Raw genomic sequence first — 16,218 nt, 5'->3', positions numbered from 1 at the left:
CGGGGCGGGAGTCATGACCTACGCCATGGCCGACCCGGGCGACGGAGCGTCTCCCCAGGGCGAGCCGCGCCGGGCGTCGGCGATCCACACACTCGGGCTCACCGCCAAGGGCGCCGACCGCAAGGTCGTCCCGCAGAAGTCGACGGACCGCTTCAGCGCCGTCGTCATCACGTGGAAGAACCCGCACACCACACTCGACGGGACCGCCCAGGTCCGGGGACGCAACGTCGCGACCGGCGACTGGACGGACTGGCTGACCATGCCGGTCGAGCAGCTGGGCACCGACGGCAAGGAGACCAAGGCCGACGGCGGCGTCCGCGGCGGCACCGAGTCCGTGTGGACCGGTGACTCCGACGCCGTAGAGGTGAAGGTCGTGGCCAAGGACGGCACGGCATCCGACCTGCCGTCCGGCATGGACGTCAAGTTGCTCGACCCGGGCACGCTCGCCCCCGCGAAGGGTGCGGGCGCCGCCCAGCCCGCCGCGTTCTCCGAGGACACGACACCTCCCGCCGCCACCGACTCCCCGTCCGCGGACCCCGCGAGCAGCGCTCCGGCCGCTGACGCGTCGGACTCCGCGACGCCTTCGGCGCCCGCGTCCTCCTCGGCCTCCGCCGACCCGTCGTCGAGCACGTCCGCGTCGCCCGAGCCGTCCGAGACGGTCCCGGCCGCCCGCCCGTCGACGGTCGTCAAGCCGCCGATCATCACGCAGGCTGAGTGGGGCGCGGACACGGAGTACAACGGCACCCCCGAGTACGACGACTCGATCAAGGCCGCCGTGATCCACCACACCGGTGTCGACCCCGACAACACGGTGCCCTGCTCGCAGTCGCGCCAGCGGGTGCACACCATCCAGCAGGAGCACATGGCCAAGGGCTGGTACGACATCGGCTACAACTTCCTCGTCGACCGGTGCGGCCAGATATTCGAGGGCCGCAGCGGCGGCATGGACCTGCCGGTGCACGGAGCCCACGACTACGGCTTCAACACCGACACGGTCGGCATCTCGTACATCGGCAACTTCATGTCGGCGAAGCCCACGAAGGCGGCGCTCAACTCGATCGCCCGCGTCGTCGCCTGGAAGTTCGGCCAGTACGGCATCACCGCGAACAGCAAGGTCACGCTGACGTCCAACGGTGACCAGGGCGTGTCCGACAACAAGATCCCGCTCGGCCAGTCGATCACCCTCGACCGCGTCTTCGGCCACCGCGACACCGGCACCACGCTCTGCCCCGGTGACAACCTGTACAAGCAGCTCTCCACGATCCGGACCCTGGCCTCGGCCCCGGGCGTCTCGCACGCCCTCGCCACGTCGGACATCTACTCGTCCGCCGCGCCGACGGCCACGACCCGCGACGGCCTGCCCGACCTCGTCGCCGGCACCCCCAAGGCGTCCTCCGGCGGCTCCATCACCGTCGTGCCGGGCGGCACGAACGGGCCGGTGTACACGGCGAAGAAGACCCTCACCCAGTCAAGCACCGGTGTCCCCGGCTCGAACGAGCCCGGCGACCAGTGGGGCGCTTCCGTCGCCGAAGGTGACGTCAACGGCGACGGCTACGCCGACCTCGCGATCGGCCAGCCCGGCGAGGACGACACCTCCGGGCACGCCGACCGCGGCGCGGTCACCATCCTGTACGGACCGGCCCTGAACACCGGCGCGCAGATGAACCTCGACGAGGGCTTCTACGCCAACGGCGCCAAGTACGGCTCCGCCGTGACGGTCGGCGACTTCAACGCCGACGGGAAGGCGGACGTCTTCGCCTCCTCCACCGGCACCGGCGGCACCTGGACCGCGCGCTACGCCGAGGGCCAGGAGTCCAGCTCCAACATCACCAGCGGCGACAAGGCCCTCGCCTACGAGGCCGCCACCTCCGGCGACTTCAACCAGGACGGCTACGCGGACGTCGCGCTCAACTACCGCGACTCGACCTCGATCGGCCGGGTCGTCTGGTTCAAGGGCGGCAGGAACGGTCTGACCAAGGCCGGCACGCTCACGGTCAAGGGCGGGCGCTCCATCGCCTCCGGCGACCTCAACGGCGACGGCGTCGACGACATCGTCGTCGGCCAGCCCTACACCGCCGAGTCCGGCGCCTACGCGGGCGGCCAGGTCACCGCGGTCTACGGCTCGAAGATCACGTCCACGACGCCCGGCGGCCTCACCGCCACCGGCGCCAAGGTCATCCACCAGGCCACCTCCGGCGTCCCGGGCGCGGCCGAGTCCGGCGACGCCCTCGGCAGCTCCGTAGCGGTCGGCGACTACAACGCCGACGGCTACGCGGACGTCCTGGCCGGCGCCCCGAACGAGGACATCACCCGCACCAGCAACCGTTCCAACGCGGGTACGTCACTGCTGTTCAAGGGCTCGTCGACCGGTCTCACCGGCACCGGCGCCCTCGCGATCTCGCAGGACGAGCCCGGCGTCCCCGGCTCCACGGAGACCGACGACACCCTGGGCTCCGCCGTCTCCCTCACCGACCTGTCCGGCTACGGCCGCGCGGACCTGGTGATCGGCGCCGCGGGCGAGGACGCCGGCAACGGCACGCTCCTGTACGTCCCCAGCAACAGCACGGGCCTCGGCCTGTCGACGTCCACGTACTACGGACTGACGCAGCTCGGTACCCCGACCGGCGCCCGCCTGGGCACCACGCTGGCCCCGTAGGCACCACCCGTACCACCTGTACGACCCCATGGCACCTCTGCAGGCGCCAGAACCTCTCGCCGCGCGGCTCCCGACACTCTCGGGCAACCGCGCGGCGAGAGCCGTTTCGGCCCCCGACGGCCATGCCCGCTTTGCGCCCGTACTTGCGCCGCCGCGCCCGGATGGGTTACTCACTACCTTCCACGGAAGCGGACCCGACCGCAGGAGGGGGCGGCCGGGCCCGGTTCCGTTCGGGTCCGTTCAGGTCCGTTCGGGTCTGTGTCGTCGGATCCGTGTGCTCAGACCCCGGCGGCGTTCTCCTCGAACGACACCGCCACGAGCCGGTCGCTGTACCGCTTGAGGCTCTTGGCCCCCTCGACCAGCGCGCGCTGCGCACGGACCGCCTCGTCGGCGAGCGTGACCGCGACGACGGGGCAGTCCTCGATCCGGTTCGTGTGCGAGGGCGCGCAGCTGCCGATGTCCGCCCGCGTATGTCCCGGACAGACCGCCCGTTCGGGCAGCTCGATCTCCAGATCCAGGTTCCCGATGTCGGTGAAGCGGTAGGCGCCCGAAGTCGGCGGCACGGACCGGCGCTTCGCCCCCTTCGTCACCTTCGCCGTGAGCCCGCGAGCCGACGCGATACGGCCCTCACCGTGCGGCCCGTACACGTCGACCGTGATGCGCCGCCCGCCCACCGGCGCGGTCAGCCTCAGCGGCCGCGGTCCAGGGTCGATGACCGCGCTGACCGTGAAGGCATACGGCCCTTCGAAGTCCGGCCCCGAACGCGAGTACCCGTAAGAGGCGAGGACGAGCGCGGGCGCGGGGGCCTGCTCGCCCTCGCCGCGCGGCACGGGCCTCACAGGACCCGGCGCACCGCACCCGGCCAGCGCCGCCGTGCTGCCGTCGGGCAGCGCGACATCCTTCAACACTCCTGGCAACACGTGGAGTTGGCCCGTCGGATCGTCCGGCGTGCCCCGGTGTGCGGCCAGCGCGACGAGTGCCGCCGCGACCGGCAGCGCGAGCGCCGCCCAGGCCCGCGGGGAGGGCCCGGAGATTCCGTGCATCAGACGCGGCCCCGCGCCCGCCGCGACACGACGGCCCGCAGGATGCGCCGGCCTTCCGTCGACACGTCGAGCGCCTGGCGCAGGCCGCCCGCGCCCCGGCCCGCGAGCAGCTCAAGGATCCTGATCTGGCGCCGCAGTTCGGCCGCGACCAGCGGGGACATGCCGTCCGTGCTGCCCTCGCGCCGGGACCGTACCGAGCCCGCGCCGTCCTCCATCGTGTCCAGCATGCGGTGGATCTGGAGCGCGCCGACCGAGCAGGCGTCTGCCCACTCGCGCAGCGCGGGCGCCGACGGGGTGTCCGGCACGGCGGCCAGCATGCGCCGGGCGAGCCCGGACGCCTCGTCCGCGTCGTCGTCCGGCCCGGCCGGGAACGCGGCCCGCGCCTGCGCCAGGCACTCGCCCCACTCCGGGCCGCCCTCGGCGAGGCTTCCCCACAGCGGGCGCAGCGCCTCGTCGTCCTCGGCGCCCAGCAGCGGCACGCAGCGGTCGAGGCAGGCGAGACCGCTGGCCGCGAGACCCCGCTCGTCGGCCTGCGCGATCAGCTCCACCAGGCTCATGAAGTACGCCCTTTCCCAGCCCACCCGGCACTTCGTCCCTACGGGGATCTCTGCGTGCCGGGGCGCAGGAACGTCACAGCGGCGCGACGCCCAGCCGGTCGAGGAAGCGGAAGAAGAGGGGCTCGGCGAACGGGTCGGGGTCCTGGCCCAGGACGTCGGCGAGCGGACCCTGCTCGACGGTGCGTCCGCACTCCTGCGCCCACGCGACCGCGCGCCGCGCGGCGTCCGCGGGCTCCAGGAAGTAGTCCTCCAGGGTCAGTTCGTCCGTGGAGAGGTATCCGGCCATGGCGTCGCGCGCCAGACACGTCGTCCACGCGCCGCTCTGAGGCGCGGCCGCCTCGATGACGACGCAGTCGCTGTCCATGACGTAGCCGAACAGGGCGGGCGCGCCTGTCTCGGCGGCCAGCGCGTTCATGCTGCCGACGTCGTGCCGCCGGTCCCCGCCGTCCGGGCACTCCCAGACCTGCCAGCCGTCGGCCCGCCGCTCCAGGAGGGTGAGCGCGTCACGCGCCCCGTCCAGCGCGGCGAGCTCGACGAGTGGCCGCTCGCTCCTGGCCACGACGTAATAGCCCCAGTAACCCATGCCGGTGTCCCCCCGGTGCCTTCGAAAACGGCTGATCTCGGCTCGGGCCGAATACACCACAGCCATCCGTGAACGCGCCACCGAAAACCCGGATCAGGCCACCGCGCTGTCCACTGCTCAGCCGCTCGAAGACCGACTGCTCAGCCGCTCAGGACCCCAACCGGTTCGCGAGCGCGACGAACTGCGGCCACGTCAGCGGAGGCTTGCCCGGGTACCAGAGCTTCTGGATCGTCGCCCGCAGCGGCATGCGGATACCCTGCGCGACCTGCGCCTGCGTCTGCGAGTTCGGGAGGTCGCACCACACGGCGAACGTGCCGCCCAGGATCTGGCTGTCGTACTTCTCGGGCACCGGCGTCGTGCCGCGCACGACGAGCGGGGTCCAGCTCTCGTAGATCCGCTGCCCGGTCGGGTACACGAAGTCGTTGGGCTGGCCGAGGACGTAGTAGAGGAACTCGTCGTTGTAGTTGGTCATCTTGCGGCCGGCGCTCAGATACTCCTCCGGCGGGCGCGCCCCGATCTCCTTGCCGGTCCAGTAGGCGACCTCGAGGCTCTTGTCGGCCTGGACGACCCCGCCCCGGAAGAACCCGTCGTTCCACGCCTTGAGGGAGCGGTCGAACGGCTTCATCGTGGCGACCCGGTCGTTCAGCCAGCCCGTCGTGAGGTCCTCGACCGTCGCGTTCGCCCCGTACTTCTTCTGGGCGGCGGCCGCGAGCTGCGGGAAGGACGCCTCGGGGTTCTTCACCGTCAGGGCCTGGTACTCGTCGCCGCCGAGGTGCCAGAACGCGCCGGGGAAGAGGGGAGCGTACTCACGCAGCAGATCGTCGACGATCTTCGCCGACTCGGGGTTCGAGATGTCGACGGCGCCGCGCGTCGCGACACCTGCCGTGTTCCGCAGCTGGAGCCGGGGGTGCGCGTTGATCACCGCGCCGAGGTGTCCCGGCGAGTCGATCTCGGGGACCACGGTGACGTGCCGCTCGGCGGCGAGCGAGACGATCTCGCGGACCTGCGCCTTGGTGAGGTGGTCGGGCGAGACGATCTCGGGGTGCGAGTCCGACTGGATGCGGAAGGCCTGGTCGTCGGAGAAGTGCAGACCGAACTGGTTGTACTTCAGGTCGCCGATCTCCCGGATCCGGTCCTTGATCCACCCGGCCGTGAAGGGCTTGCGCGCGATGTCCAGCATGAATCCGCGCTGCGGCTTCGCCGGCGCGTCCCTCACCACGCCCTCCGGCGCGGTCCCCCCGCCGTGCACTTCCTGCTTGAGCGTGCGCGTGCCGTAGAAGACGCCCGCGTCACCCGGCCCCACGATCCGCACCCGGCCGTCCTTCACGGTCATCGTGTACGACTCCGGGTTCCCGCTCCCGCCGAGCGCCAGCTCCACATCACCGGCGCCGGCCTCGACCCTGCCCGCGTACTTCAGCTTCAGCTCGCCGGCGATGAGCTTGCCCTCGTCGGAGAGCTTCGCGTCCCCGATGACGACACGGCCGCCGGCGGGGCGCCACCCGGGCCCGCGCGCCGCCGTGTGCTCGCGCACGGAGGGGATGGTCTGCGGGGTTTTCGACAGTGCGTACGACTTCGAGGGCGAGGGCTCCGCCGAGGGGCGCTCGGCACGGGTGGCGCCGGCTCCGCCCCCGTCACCGGCGCAGCCGCCGAGGACCATGGTCAGCGCGAGTGTCCCCGCCGTGACGACTCCCGCGCCGGCCCTCGATCGACTCCGCGTACCCATCAGTGCCCGCCTTCCGGTTTCGACAGCAACCTCGACATCGGATTCCGCGTCCTAGGAGGCGACCGTACGGTCCCGTTCCCCCGGCCTCCCGTCCACCACACGCCCCAAACTCTCCCGTCCGGGTGAAATCAGTGCATCCGCCAGACAGCTCCTGACACGGATCGCTAGCGTGTACGCATAACCGTCACACCCTCACCACATGTCCCGTGGCACTCCTGACTCACGTCTCGTCCCAGTGTCAGGCCAGTCACGTCCCACGTCTCGCCGAGGAGCACACGCTGCCTTCGCATCGTTTCTCCCGCCTCCCCGGGCATGCCGCCATACCGGTGCAGTCCTCACCCGGGCCTTCGTCGCCCGTGCAGTCGTCCCCGCACGGCCTCACGCGGTTCAACGCGCTGCCCTCGGCCGAGGCCGAGCGCGCCCTCCTGGCCTGCTGCGGTTCACTCCACTGGGCCCGCCGCCTCGTCGCGCACCGGCCCTACCCGGACCTGGACGCCCTGCTCGCCGCCGCCGACGAGGCGGTCTACGACTTCGCGCCCGCCGACCTCGACGAGGCCCTGTCCCGCGAGTCGCTCCCCCTGGCCCCGCACGGCTCGTACTCCGTCGCGCACACCGCGCTCGGCGCCGCGCACAGCGCGTACGAGAGCCGCTTCGGTCACGCGTTCGTGATCTGCCTCGACGGCTACGGGCCCGACGAGGCCCTGGACCAGCTCCTGGCCGGAATCCGGTCACGCCTTGGCAACGATCCCGAGGAGGAGCGCGTCCTGTCCTGGGACGAGCTGCGACGACTCGCCCGGGGACGACTCGCCCGGCTCGTACGGTCGCTCGATGCCCGGACAGAGCCCCAGGAGGCGATAGACCCGCAGGAATCAGCGGATTCCGGGCGCCCCGACAGCGCGTCCGATAGCCCGTACGTGGCTGTTTGATTGCCTGTTTGATCACACCGGCGCCCCCCGGGCGAGCGAGCCGACAACTCGTCGATACGATGACGAGCGGCCGGTGGACCGTACCCGGCCGGGCCCGACCGACAGAGCAGTTTCTTTTTTAGCGAGAAGACTGGCGGCGCGGCCCCAATCCCCGCTCCCGGAGGGTTCTTCCGTGCCGGCTGGAACGCTGTACCGCGGCCGGGAAGGCATGTGGTCGTGGGTGGCTCATCGAGTCACCGGTGTCCTCATTTTCTTCTTCCTGTTCGTACACGTCCTGGACACCGCTCTCGTCCGCGTCTCCCCCGAGTCGTACGACGACGTCGTTTCCACCTACAAGACGCCGATCGTCGCTCTCCTCGAGTACGGCCTCGTCGCCGCCATCCTCTTCCACGCGCTCAACGGCCTGCGTGTCATCGCCGTCGACTTCTGGTCGAAGGGCCCGCGCTACCAGAAGCAGATGCTCTGGACCGTCGTCGGCATCTGGGTCGTGCTGATGGTGGGCGCGCTGTACCCGGTCCTCGGCCACGCCGTCCGTGAACTCTTCGGGAGCTGACGCCAGACATGTCTGCTGACACCACCCCTGCGAAGACGCCCGGCGTCGGACCCGTCGAGGGCGTCGCCGTCTACGACGTAGACAACCCGGCGCCCCTCATCGAGGCCCCCCGCAAGCGCACTTCGAAGACCCCGCGCTCGACGCGCGGCAACTTCGAGATGGCCGCATGGCTCTTCATGCGCCTGTCCGGCGTCGTCCTCGTCGTCCTGGTCCTCGGCCACCTGCTCATCCAGCTCGTCCTCGACGGCGGCGTGAGCAAGATCGGCTTCGCGTTCGTCGCCGGCCGCTGGGCCTCGCCGTTCTGGCAGGGCTGGGACCTCCTGATGCTGTGGCTCGCGATGCTGCACGGCGCGAACGGCCTGCGCACGGTCATCAACGACTACGCCGAGCGCCCGAACACGCGCCTGTGGCTGAAGGGCCTCCTGTACACCGCCACGGTGTTCACGATCCTGCTGGGCACGCTGGTGATCTTCACCTTCGACCCGAACATCCGATAGGCACGGGGCTGAGGCAACCACTCATGAAGATCCACAAGTACGACACCGTCATCGTCGGCGCCGGCGGCGCGGGCATGCGCGCGGCCATCGAGTCGACGAAGCGCAGCCGCACCGCGGTCCTGACGAAGCTCTACCCCACCCGCTCCCACACGGGCGCGGCGCAGGGCGGCATGGCCGCCGCGCTCGCCAACGTGGAGGAGGACAACTGGGAGTGGCACACCTTCGACACGATCAAGGGCGGTGACTACCTGGTCGACCAGGACGCCGCCGAGATCCTCGCGAAGGAGGCCATCGACTCCGTCCTCGACCTGGAGAAGATGGGCCTGCCGTTCAACCGCACCCCGGACGGCACCATCGACCAGCGCCGCTTCGGCGGCCACTCGCGCAACCACGGCGAGGCCCCGGTCCGCCGGTCCTGCTACGCCGCGGACCGCACCGGCCACATGATCCTTCAGACGCTGTATCAGAACTGCGTGAAGGAGGGCGTGGAGTTCTTCAACGAGTTCTACGTCCTGGACCAGCTCATCACCGAGATCGACGGCGTCAAGCACTCCGCCGGTGTCGTCGCCTACGAGCTGGCGACCGGCGAGATCCACATCTTCCAGGCCAAGGCGGTCATCTACGCCTCGGGCGGCACCGGCAAGTTCTTCAAGGTGACGTCGAACGCGCACACCCTGACCGGTGACGGCCAGGCGGCCTGCTACCGGCGCGGTCTGCCGCTGGAGGACATGGAGTTCTTCCAGTTCCACCCGACCGGCATCTGGCGCATGGGCATCCTTCTCACGGAGGGCGCCCGCGGTGAGGGCGGCATCCTCCGTAACAAGGACGGCGAGCGCTTCATGGAGAAGTACGCGCCCGTCATGAAGGACCTCGCGTCCCGTGACGTCGTGTCCCGCTCCATCTACACGGAGATCCGTGAGGGCCGCGGCTGCGGTCCCGAGGGCGACCACGTCTACCTCGACCTCACGCACCTCCCGCCGGAGCAGCTCGACGCCAAGCTCCCGGACATCACGGAGTTCGCGCGCACGTACCTCGGCATCGAGCCCTACACGGACCCGATCCCGATCCAGCCGACCGCGCACTACGCCATGGGCGGCATCCCGACGAACGTCGAGGGTGAGGTCCTGTCGGACAACACCACCGTCGTCCCCGGTCTGTACGCCGCCGGCGAGGTCGCCTGCGTCTCCGTGCACGGCGCCAACCGCCTCGGCACCAACTCGCTGCTCGACATCAACGTCTTCGGCAAGCGCGCCGGCATCGCGGCCGCCGAGTACTCGGCCAAGAACGACTACGTGGAGCTCCCGGAGAACCCGGATTCCCTCGTCGTCGCCCAGGTCGAGCGCCTGCGCAACTCGACGGGCACCGAGCGGGTCTCGGTCATCCGCAACGAGCTCCAGGAGTGCATGGACGCCAACGTGATGGTGTTCCGCACCGAGCAGACGATCAAGACGGCGGTCGCGAAGATCGCCGAGCTGCGCGAGCGGTACCTGAACGTCTCGATCCAGGACAAGGGCAAGCGGTTCAACACCGACCTCCTGGAGGCCGTCGAGCTGGGCAACCTGCTCGACCTGGCCGAGGTCATGGCAACCTCCGCCCTGGCGCGCAAGGAGTCCCGCGGCGGCCACTACCGCGAGGACTTCCCGAACCGCGACGACGTCAACTTCATGCGCCACACCATGGCGTACCGCGAGGTCGGCGACGACGGCTCCGAGTCCATCCGTCTGGACTACAAGCCGGTCGTCCAGACCCGCTACCAGCCGATGGAGCGTAAGTACTGATGGCTACCCCGACCATGGACAAGCTCGAGGCTCTCGAGGCGGACAACGGCTCGCACCTCATCACGGTCACCTTCCGCATCCGCCGGTTCAACCCGGAGGTCTCCGCGGACGCGGTCTGGGAGGACTTCCAGCTCGACATCGATCCGAAGGAGCGTGTCCTCGACGCCCTCCACAAGATCAAGTGGGAGCTCGACGGCTCGCTGACCTTCCGGCGCTCCTGCGCGCACGGCATCTGCGGCTCGGATGCCATGCGCATCAACGGCCGCAACCGCCTGGCCTGCAAGACGCTGATCAAGGACATCAGTCCGGAGAAGCCGATCACGGTCGAGGCCATCAAGGGCCTCACGGTCCTCAAGGACCTCGTGGTCGACATGGACCCGTTCTTCCAGGCCTACCGGGACGTCATGCCGTTCCTGGTCACGACGGGCAACGAGCCGACGCGCGAGCGTCTGCAGTCCGCCGAGGACCGCGAGCGCTTCGACGACACGACCAAGTGCATCCTGTGCGCCGCGTGCACGTCCTCGTGCCCGGTGTTCTGGAACGACGGCCAGTACTTCGGCCCGGCCGCGATCGTCAACGCGCACCGCTTCATCTTCGACTCGCGTGACGAGGCGGGCGAGCAGCGCCTGGAGATCCTCAACGACAAGGACGGCGTGTGGCGTTGCCGCACGACGTTCAACTGCACGGACGCCTGCCCGCGCGGTATCGAGGTCACCAAGGCGATCCAGGAAGTCAAGCGCGCGCTGATCACGCGACGCTACTGACCTTCCTCGCCCGTAGGGCTTTGAGGGCCCCGTTCCCCCTGGAATTCTCCGGTGGGGGGCGGGGCCCTCAGCCGTATCGGTGAACGGCTCGGACAGGGGCGTTCGGGTCCTGACCTGGCTACGATGATGGCCTCGACACCAGCCAACTGGGAGGCACGTGATGTCCGCAGCATCCGTCGAGCGGCCCGCCGGCGACCGTCCGCTGACCGCGGAGGCCAACCGGCTCATGGACCGCCTTCCGGGCTATCGCGTCGAGATCATCGGAGGCCAGCTCCTCGTGACCCCGCCTGCTGATGGCGCGCATGCCCGCGCCCTGACCAAGCTCATGCGCCCGTTCATCGCAGCCGGTCTTGACGACGCGGAGACCTCAGTCGTCCAGGCCATCGGCCTCTGGCTCCCCACCGGCACGGAGGATTTCGCCATCCCCGACCTGGCGATCGTCGAGGCGGACTTCGAGAGCCACCTCATCGAGAACAACTGCTACGACCCGATCGCCTTCCGCCTGGTCCTAGAGGTCACCTCCAGCAATTACCGCACCGACCTGCGCACCAAGGTCGCCGCGTATGCCGACGCCAAAGTACCGGTCTACGTCATCGTGGACCGTAGGCACCAGCGTCTGCACGTGCTGACCGAGCCCGAGGGCGGGGACTACGACAACCATCAAGTGCACGCCCCCGGCGAGACTGTCACCCTTCCCAAGTCCGTCGGAGCCGAGGTCGCCCTCGATGTGTCCGCGGTCCTCAAGGACGCCACCCAGCGGGCCGAAGCCGACCAGTAGGCCGGGAACGCCAACTGCAACACCCTGGACCGCGAGAGCCGACGCGTGACGCGGACCGACGGCGGGCGGCTGTGGGCCGCCGCCCTGCACGGCGGCGTGCACTGCTACGACCCGGACGGCACGCGGATCGGCCGCATCAACGTCCCGGAGCCGGTCTCGAACGTCGCCTTCGGCGGCCGCAAGAACAACATCCTCTTCATCACCGCGACGACGTCCCTGCACTGCCTGATGACCTCCGTGACCGGCGCGCCACGTATCCGCCGCCGACGATGTGCTGTCCGGTTCGCCCTCAGCATGGCTAATCTGACGGTATGTCACTTGAGCTTGAGCTGCTCGGCTTCGACAACGTGCTGTTCCCCGTCGGCGATCTCGGCGAGGCGGTCTCCTTCTACGAGAGGGCCGGCTTCCGCGTGAAGTTCCGCCTCGACGAGGCGGGGATCGCGCTCCTCGAAGCCGGCAAGGAGACACCCGGCGTACTGCTGCGCGCGGAGGAGGACTTCGGCCACCAGCCTCCTCCGCGGCCGGGGCCGCGCGTATGGCTGGAGGTGCGCGACGCGAAGGCGGCGGCCCGCGCGCTGACGGAGGCCGGGATCCCACCCATCGATCAGCCGTTCTCCACCTCCACCGGTCACGTCGTGGAGATCGCGGACCCGTGGGGCAACGTCATCGGCCTCACGGACTATCTCAAGCGGCCCGGACTGGCGCGGAGTTGATATCCAGCTTCGCCGGTTCCTGTCGGCAGGCCCTCGCTTGAACATGTTCAAAAACAGGTCTACAGTCCTTCTCGACAGCGTTTTTGAACGCGTTCAAGGAGGGGTGGGGAATGGATCTCACAGTCGTCGCATACGTCGTCTACCTCGTCGTCAGCATCAGCCTGACCGTCTGGGTGGCGCGCACCCTGAGCCGTAACGGGAGGATCTTCCTCGCCGACGTGCTGCACGGGAACGAGAAGCTCGCGGAGGCCGTCAACCACCTGCTGGTGGTCGGCTTCTACCTCGTCAACCTCGGCTTCGTGGCGCTCTACCTGAGCGGGGACGACGCCATCGCCGACACCCGCGGCATCTTCGAGGCCCTGTCGACGAAGCTCGGCGTGGTGCTCCTCGTGCTGGGGGTCATGCACCTGGGGAACGTGTGGGTGCTCAACAAGATCCGGCGGCGGGGGGTCATGGAGCGGGAGCAGCAGCCGCCCGTCCCCCCGCAGGGCTGGGCCGCGCCGCCGGTGGCCGGGGCGTGACGGCGATGAGCGGGGTCGCGGACCGGGGCACCACGGGGGCCCCGGTCCGCCGGCTCGTCCTCCTCTACGACGCCCAGTGCCCGCTCTGCACATTCCTGCGGAACTGGCTCGCCCGGCAGCGGCAGCTCGTCCCGCTCGACCTGGTGCCGGCCGGCTCCGAAGAAGCCCGGCGCCGCTGCCCCGGGATCGACCACATCTCCACGCTCTCGGAGATCACGCTCGTCGGCGACAGCGGCCAGATCTACCGCGGGCCCGCCGCCTGGGTCGTCACCCTGTGGGCACTGTCCGAGTACCGGCCCCTGTCCCACAGATTCAGCACCCCGGCGGGCGCCCGCCTCGCGCGCGCCGCGGTCCTCGGCGCCGCCAAGTACCGCCAGGCGCACCGGGACCAGCAGGTCAGGAAGGCCGGGGGCGGCTCCTACCGCAGGGCGGACGGCTGGGTGTACGACCGTGTCGACGGCTGGACGTACTACGGCTCCGCGGCCTGCGACAGCGGCTGCCACGTGCCCGATTAGGCTCTGAGCGTGCCAGCAGAGAAAGAGACCCCCGAGAGCCCCGCGAAGAGCGCCGCCAAGAGTCCCGCCAAAAGTGAGCAGACGCGGGCGCTGATCCTGGAGACCGCGATGCGGATGTTCCGGGAGCGGGGCTACGACAAGACGACGATGCGGGCCATCGCCAAGGAGGCGGGGGTCTCCGTCGGCAACGCGTACTACTACTTCGGGGGCAAGGAACACCTCATCCAGGGGTTCTACGACCAGATCTCCGCGGAACACCGGGCGGCCGTACGGCCCGTGCTCGACCGGGAGACCGACCTGGAGAAGCGTCTCGCCGGGGTGCTGCGCGCCTGGCTGGAGATCGCGGAGCCGTACCACGAGTTCGCGGCCCAGTTCTTCAAGACCGCGGCGGACCCGACCAGCCCGCTCAGCCCCTTCTCGCCCGAGTCGGAGCACGCCCGCGAGACGGCGATCGACGTGCACCGCGAGGTGCTGGCCGGTTCGAAGACGAAGGTTCCGGCCGAACTCGCCGCGATCCTGCCGGAGTTGATGTGGCTCTCCCAGATGGGGCTCGTCCTGTACTGGGTCTTCGACAGCTCCGAGGACCGGGAGCGCAGCCGGCGCCTCGCCGAACGGGGGGCACGCCTGACCACGCGCGGGGTCGCCCTCGCCCGGTTCCGGGTGCTGCGGCCGCTCGTCCTCGAGGTGCACGAGCTGTTCACGGACTTCCTGCCGGGGATGACGCAGGCGTCCACGGCGGCGCGGGAGAAGGGGTGACCTAAGGGTGAGGGGCGCCGACCGGCTGGTGCACAGGGGTGGGCCGGGGGCCTCTTACCTTTGGTTCATGCGCGGCTTGTACGGTCGTCCGATGCCCGGCTCCTCTTCATCGCACCACGTCAGCCGTCGCGCCGCGCTCGCCCTCGGTCTCGGCGCCGCGGCCTCCGTCACCCTGCCGGGGCCGCGCGCCGCGGCCGCGGTCTCCGCCGTCGGCGGGGAGCGGCTCGGCAGGTCCGGTGTCCAGGTGGCGTCCGGCACGCCCCGGCTGCCGAAGCTCGCCGCGCAGGCGTGGCTCGTCGCCGACCACGACAGCGGCGACGTCCTCGCCTCGTACGGTGCGCACCGCGCGCTGCCTCCGGCGTCGACGCTCAAGATGCTGTTCGCGGACACGGTCCTGCCGAAGTTCGGGCGGGCCTCGGTCCACAAGGTGACCGCCGCCGATCTCGCCGGGATCCCGTACGGCAGCAGTCTCGTCGGCGTCCAGGCCGGGACCTCGTACACCGTCGAGCAGCTGTGGCAGGGCGTCTTCCTGCGCTCCGGGAACGACGCGGTGCACGTGCTCGCCAGCATGAACGGCGGGGTGAGCGAGACCGTCCGCCAGATGCAGGCCCGTGCGAAGGACCTCCAGGCGAACGACACGCATGTGGTCAGCCCCGACGGCTTCGACCACAAGGGGCAGGTGTCGTCGGCGTACGACCTGACGCTGTTCGCGCGCGCCGGGCTCAAGAACGAGGACTTCCGCGGCTACTGCGCCACGAAGACGGCCGACTTCCCGGCCGGGGGCAAGAAGACGTTCCAGATCCAGAACACGGACCGCCTCCTCACCGGGCAGGGCGTGGCCGCGTACCAGGGGCTCATCGGCGTCAAGAACGGCTACACCTCGCACGCCGGCAACACGTTCACCGGCGCGGCGACCCGCGGCGGGCGCACCCTGCTCGTCACCGTGATGCATCCCAGGTCGGGGTACGAGGCGGTGTACGAGGAGACGGCGGCGCTGCTCGACTGGGGGTTCGCGGCGGTGGGCACGGCGGATCCGGTCGGCACGCTGGTCACGCCGCTGAGTGAGCAGCCCAAGGGTGCGGCGGCGGCTGAGCCGGGTGCCGCGGGCGCGGGCGCGGCGGGCGCTCCCGTCGCCGCGTCGGCCACGTCCCACACGGACGACTGGGCGTTCGGCGGCTCGGCGGCGGTCGCCATGCTCGCGGGTGGCGGGCTGCTGGCGCTGCGGCGGAGGGAGCGGGAGCGGCCGGGCGGGCGCAGGCGGCGTCGGGGCTGACGCCGATGGGTGGGTCCTGTCAGGACCGGCGGCCGCCCGGGTCCGATTCGGCGGCCACCATCACCCGCCGCAGCAAGTCCGAGAGCAGCCGGCGCTCCTTCGCGTCGAGCGCGCCGAGCACCCGGTGCTCCTCGCCCCCGAGCCGGTCCATAGCCTTGCGCCAGATCGCGTGACCCGCATCGGTCAGCTCCACGTCGACCCGGCGCCGGTCGGTCCTGGACGGCGTACGGACAACAAGGCCGCGGCGTTCGAGGCCGTCGAGGCGGCCCGTGACGGAGGCCGGGGCGAGGCCCAGGTCCGAGGCGAGTTCCGAGGGCGCCGCGCGTCCGCCGCGCCCCGCGAGCTTGTGCAGCGTGTCGTACTCGAACCGCTCCAGCTCCACGTCCACCAGGGCCTGTTCACGGACCTTGCGCAGATGCCGGGTGAGCGCGCCCGCGCGCGTGACCGCGCCCTCGATGTCCGGGTCGAGGTCCGGCATGAGCGGCAGCCAGCGGGCCAGATGCCCATCGGTCGAGTCGCGTTCCATGGGGGCAGTTTACGGCCAACTCCTTCGGCGTCAGATATTTCGTCACCAGATATTTT

17 protein-coding genes and 1 pseudogene are annotated in these 16,218 nt (G+C 70.4%); 13 read left to right on the top strand and 5 right to left on the bottom strand.

Translation table 11 applies throughout. From position 1 onward, the window contains the following. The first annotated feature begins 13 nt into the window (after nt 1–13). A complete protein-coding gene (locus tag ACY0PA_RS26070; protein WP_473080050.1) occupies nt 14–2,656 on the top strand; it encodes an FG-GAP-like repeat-containing protein in 2,643 nt (880 codons plus the stop codon). A 278-nt stretch (nt 2,657–2,934) separates the two neighbouring features. Here ACY0PA_RS26070 and ACY0PA_RS26065 read toward each other — a convergent pair whose 3' ends face one another. The 4 genes from ACY0PA_RS26065 to ACY0PA_RS26050 form a co-directional block, all read right to left on the bottom strand. After that, complete coding sequence (locus ACY0PA_RS26065) at nt 2,935–3,699, bottom strand: hypothetical protein (RefSeq protein WP_473080049.1); 765 nt, start codon at nt 3,697–3,699, stop codon at nt 2,935–2,937. Further along, complete coding sequence (locus ACY0PA_RS26060) at nt 3,699–4,256, bottom strand: hypothetical protein (protein WP_473080048.1); 558 nt, start codon at nt 4,254–4,256, stop codon at nt 3,699–3,701. The genes ACY0PA_RS26065 and ACY0PA_RS26060 overlap by 1 nt, the downstream gene beginning before the upstream one ends. A 73-nt stretch (nt 4,257–4,329) precedes the next feature. After that, nucleotides 4,330–4,839, bottom strand: a complete 510-nt coding sequence (locus ACY0PA_RS26055) for a hypothetical protein (RefSeq protein WP_473080047.1) — start codon at nt 4,837–4,839, stop codon at nt 4,330–4,332. Between the two features lie 148 nt (nt 4,840–4,987). Next, nucleotides 4,988–6,562, bottom strand: coding sequence for a beta-N-acetylhexosaminidase (locus ACY0PA_RS26050; RefSeq protein WP_473080046.1), 1,575 nt, complete (start codon nt 6,560–6,562; stop codon nt 4,988–4,990). 356 nt (nt 6,563–6,918) lie between these two features. Between ACY0PA_RS26050 and ACY0PA_RS26045 the strand changes: the two genes are divergently transcribed. The 12 genes and pseudogenes from ACY0PA_RS26045 to ACY0PA_RS25990 all read left to right on the top strand — a co-directional run bounded on the left by ACY0PA_RS26045 (nt 6,919) and on the right by ACY0PA_RS25990 (nt 15,636). Next, a complete protein-coding gene (locus ACY0PA_RS26045) occupies nt 6,919–7,488 on the top strand; it encodes a 2-oxo-4-hydroxy-4-carboxy-5-ureidoimidazoline decarboxylase (protein ID WP_473080045.1) in 570 nt (189 codons plus the stop codon). Between the two features lie 172 nt (nt 7,489–7,660). Beyond that, nucleotides 7,661–8,041 (top strand): succinate dehydrogenase, cytochrome b556 subunit, encoded by a 381-nt coding sequence (sdhC, locus tag ACY0PA_RS26040; protein WP_100594758.1) that lies wholly within the window; start codon nt 7,661–7,663, stop codon nt 8,039–8,041. An 8-nt stretch (nt 8,042–8,049) separates the two neighbouring features. After that, nucleotides 8,050–8,538 carry a succinate dehydrogenase hydrophobic membrane anchor subunit gene (locus ACY0PA_RS26035; protein ID WP_473080044.1) on the top strand — a complete coding sequence of 163 codons (489 nt, stop codon included), beginning with the start codon at nt 8,050–8,052 and terminating at the stop codon, nt 8,536–8,538. A gap of 23 nt (nt 8,539–8,561) precedes the next feature. Beyond that, a complete protein-coding gene (gene sdhA, locus ACY0PA_RS26030) occupies nt 8,562–10,316 on the top strand; it encodes a succinate dehydrogenase flavoprotein subunit (protein WP_473080043.1) in 1,755 nt (584 codons plus the stop codon). Next, entirely contained in the window at nt 10,316–11,080 is a 765-nt protein-coding gene (locus ACY0PA_RS26025; RefSeq protein ID WP_116510811.1) for a succinate dehydrogenase iron-sulfur subunit, read from the top strand. The genes sdhA and ACY0PA_RS26025 overlap by 1 nt, the downstream gene beginning before the upstream one ends. 160 nt (nt 11,081–11,240) lie before the next feature. After that, complete coding sequence (locus ACY0PA_RS26020) at nt 11,241–11,858, top strand: Uma2 family endonuclease (protein ID WP_473080042.1); 618 nt, start codon at nt 11,241–11,243, stop codon at nt 11,856–11,858. A 57-nt stretch (nt 11,859–11,915) separates the two neighbouring features. After that, a pseudogene (locus ACY0PA_RS26015) lies at nt 11,916–12,116 on the top strand (SMP-30/gluconolactonase/LRE family protein); the annotation flags it as partial. Between the two features lie 53 nt (nt 12,117–12,169). Then, nucleotides 12,170–12,571 (top strand): VOC family protein, encoded by a 402-nt coding sequence (locus ACY0PA_RS26010; RefSeq protein ID WP_473080041.1) that lies wholly within the window; start codon nt 12,170–12,172, stop codon nt 12,569–12,571. Between the two features lie 110 nt (nt 12,572–12,681). After that, nucleotides 12,682–13,092 (top strand): hypothetical protein, encoded by a 411-nt coding sequence (locus ACY0PA_RS26005; RefSeq protein ID WP_473080040.1) that lies wholly within the window; start codon nt 12,682–12,684, stop codon nt 13,090–13,092. Between the two features lie 5 nt (nt 13,093–13,097). Then, entirely contained in the window at nt 13,098–13,607 is a 510-nt protein-coding gene (locus ACY0PA_RS26000; RefSeq protein ID WP_473080039.1) for a thiol-disulfide oxidoreductase DCC family protein, read from the top strand. Between the two features lie 9 nt (nt 13,608–13,616). After that, entirely contained in the window at nt 13,617–14,363 is a 747-nt protein-coding gene (locus ACY0PA_RS25995; RefSeq protein ID WP_473080038.1) for a TetR/AcrR family transcriptional regulator, read from the top strand. Between the two features lie 91 nt (nt 14,364–14,454). Then, a complete protein-coding gene (locus ACY0PA_RS25990; RefSeq protein WP_473080037.1) occupies nt 14,455–15,636 on the top strand; it encodes a D-alanyl-D-alanine carboxypeptidase family protein in 1,182 nt (393 codons plus the stop codon). 19 nt (nt 15,637–15,655) lie between these two features. Here ACY0PA_RS25990 and ACY0PA_RS25985 read toward each other — a convergent pair whose 3' ends face one another. Then, complete coding sequence (locus ACY0PA_RS25985) at nt 15,656–16,162, bottom strand: MarR family winged helix-turn-helix transcriptional regulator (RefSeq protein WP_473080036.1); 507 nt, start codon at nt 16,160–16,162, stop codon at nt 15,656–15,658. Nucleotides 16,163–16,218: the final 56 nt, after the last annotated feature.

The organism is Streptomyces sp. DS1-CR2 (assembly GCF_055760475.1).
The sequence above is the reverse complement of the archived record's forward strand: the minus strand, read 5'-3'. Positions and strand labels throughout refer to the sequence as shown.

Excerpts from the sequence above, each read along its gene's own strand:
- ACY0PA_RS26025 (WP_116510811.1), top strand. The coding sequence starts at position 10,316 with ATGGCTACCCCGACCATGGACAAGCTCGAGGCTCTCGAGGCGGACAAC.
- ACY0PA_RS26055 (WP_473080047.1), bottom strand. The coding sequence starts at position 4,839 with ATGGGTTACTGGGGCTATTACGTCGTGGCCAGGAGCGAGCGGCCACTC.
- ACY0PA_RS26050 (WP_473080046.1), bottom strand. The coding sequence starts at position 6,562 with ATGGGTACGCGGAGTCGATCGAGGGCCGGCGCGGGAGTCGTCACGGCG.
- ACY0PA_RS26060 (WP_473080048.1), bottom strand. The coding sequence starts at position 4,256 with ATGAGCCTGGTGGAGCTGATCGCGCAGGCCGACGAGCGGGGTCTCGCG.
- ACY0PA_RS26070 (WP_473080050.1), top strand. The coding sequence starts at position 14 with ATGACCTACGCCATGGCCGACCCGGGCGACGGAGCGTCTCCCCAGGGC.
- ACY0PA_RS26035 (WP_473080044.1), top strand. The coding sequence starts at position 8,050 with ATGTCTGCTGACACCACCCCTGCGAAGACGCCCGGCGTCGGACCCGTC.
- ACY0PA_RS25985 (WP_473080036.1), bottom strand. The coding sequence starts at position 16,162 with ATGGAACGCGACTCGACCGATGGGCATCTGGCCCGCTGGCTGCCGCTC.
- ACY0PA_RS26065 (WP_473080049.1), bottom strand. The coding sequence starts at position 3,699 with ATGCACGGAATCTCCGGGCCCTCCCCGCGGGCCTGGGCGGCGCTCGCG.
- ACY0PA_RS26000 (WP_473080039.1), top strand. The coding sequence starts at position 13,098 with ATGAGCGGGGTCGCGGACCGGGGCACCACGGGGGCCCCGGTCCGCCGG.
- sdhA (WP_473080043.1), top strand. The coding sequence starts at position 8,562 with ATGAAGATCCACAAGTACGACACCGTCATCGTCGGCGCCGGCGGCGCG.
- ACY0PA_RS26020 (WP_473080042.1), top strand. The coding sequence starts at position 11,241 with ATGTCCGCAGCATCCGTCGAGCGGCCCGCCGGCGACCGTCCGCTGACC.
- ACY0PA_RS26010 (WP_473080041.1), top strand. The coding sequence starts at position 12,170 with ATGTCACTTGAGCTTGAGCTGCTCGGCTTCGACAACGTGCTGTTCCCC.
- ACY0PA_RS25990 (WP_473080037.1), top strand. The coding sequence starts at position 14,455 with ATGCCCGGCTCCTCTTCATCGCACCACGTCAGCCGTCGCGCCGCGCTC.
- ACY0PA_RS26005 (WP_473080040.1), top strand. The coding sequence starts at position 12,682 with ATGGATCTCACAGTCGTCGCATACGTCGTCTACCTCGTCGTCAGCATC.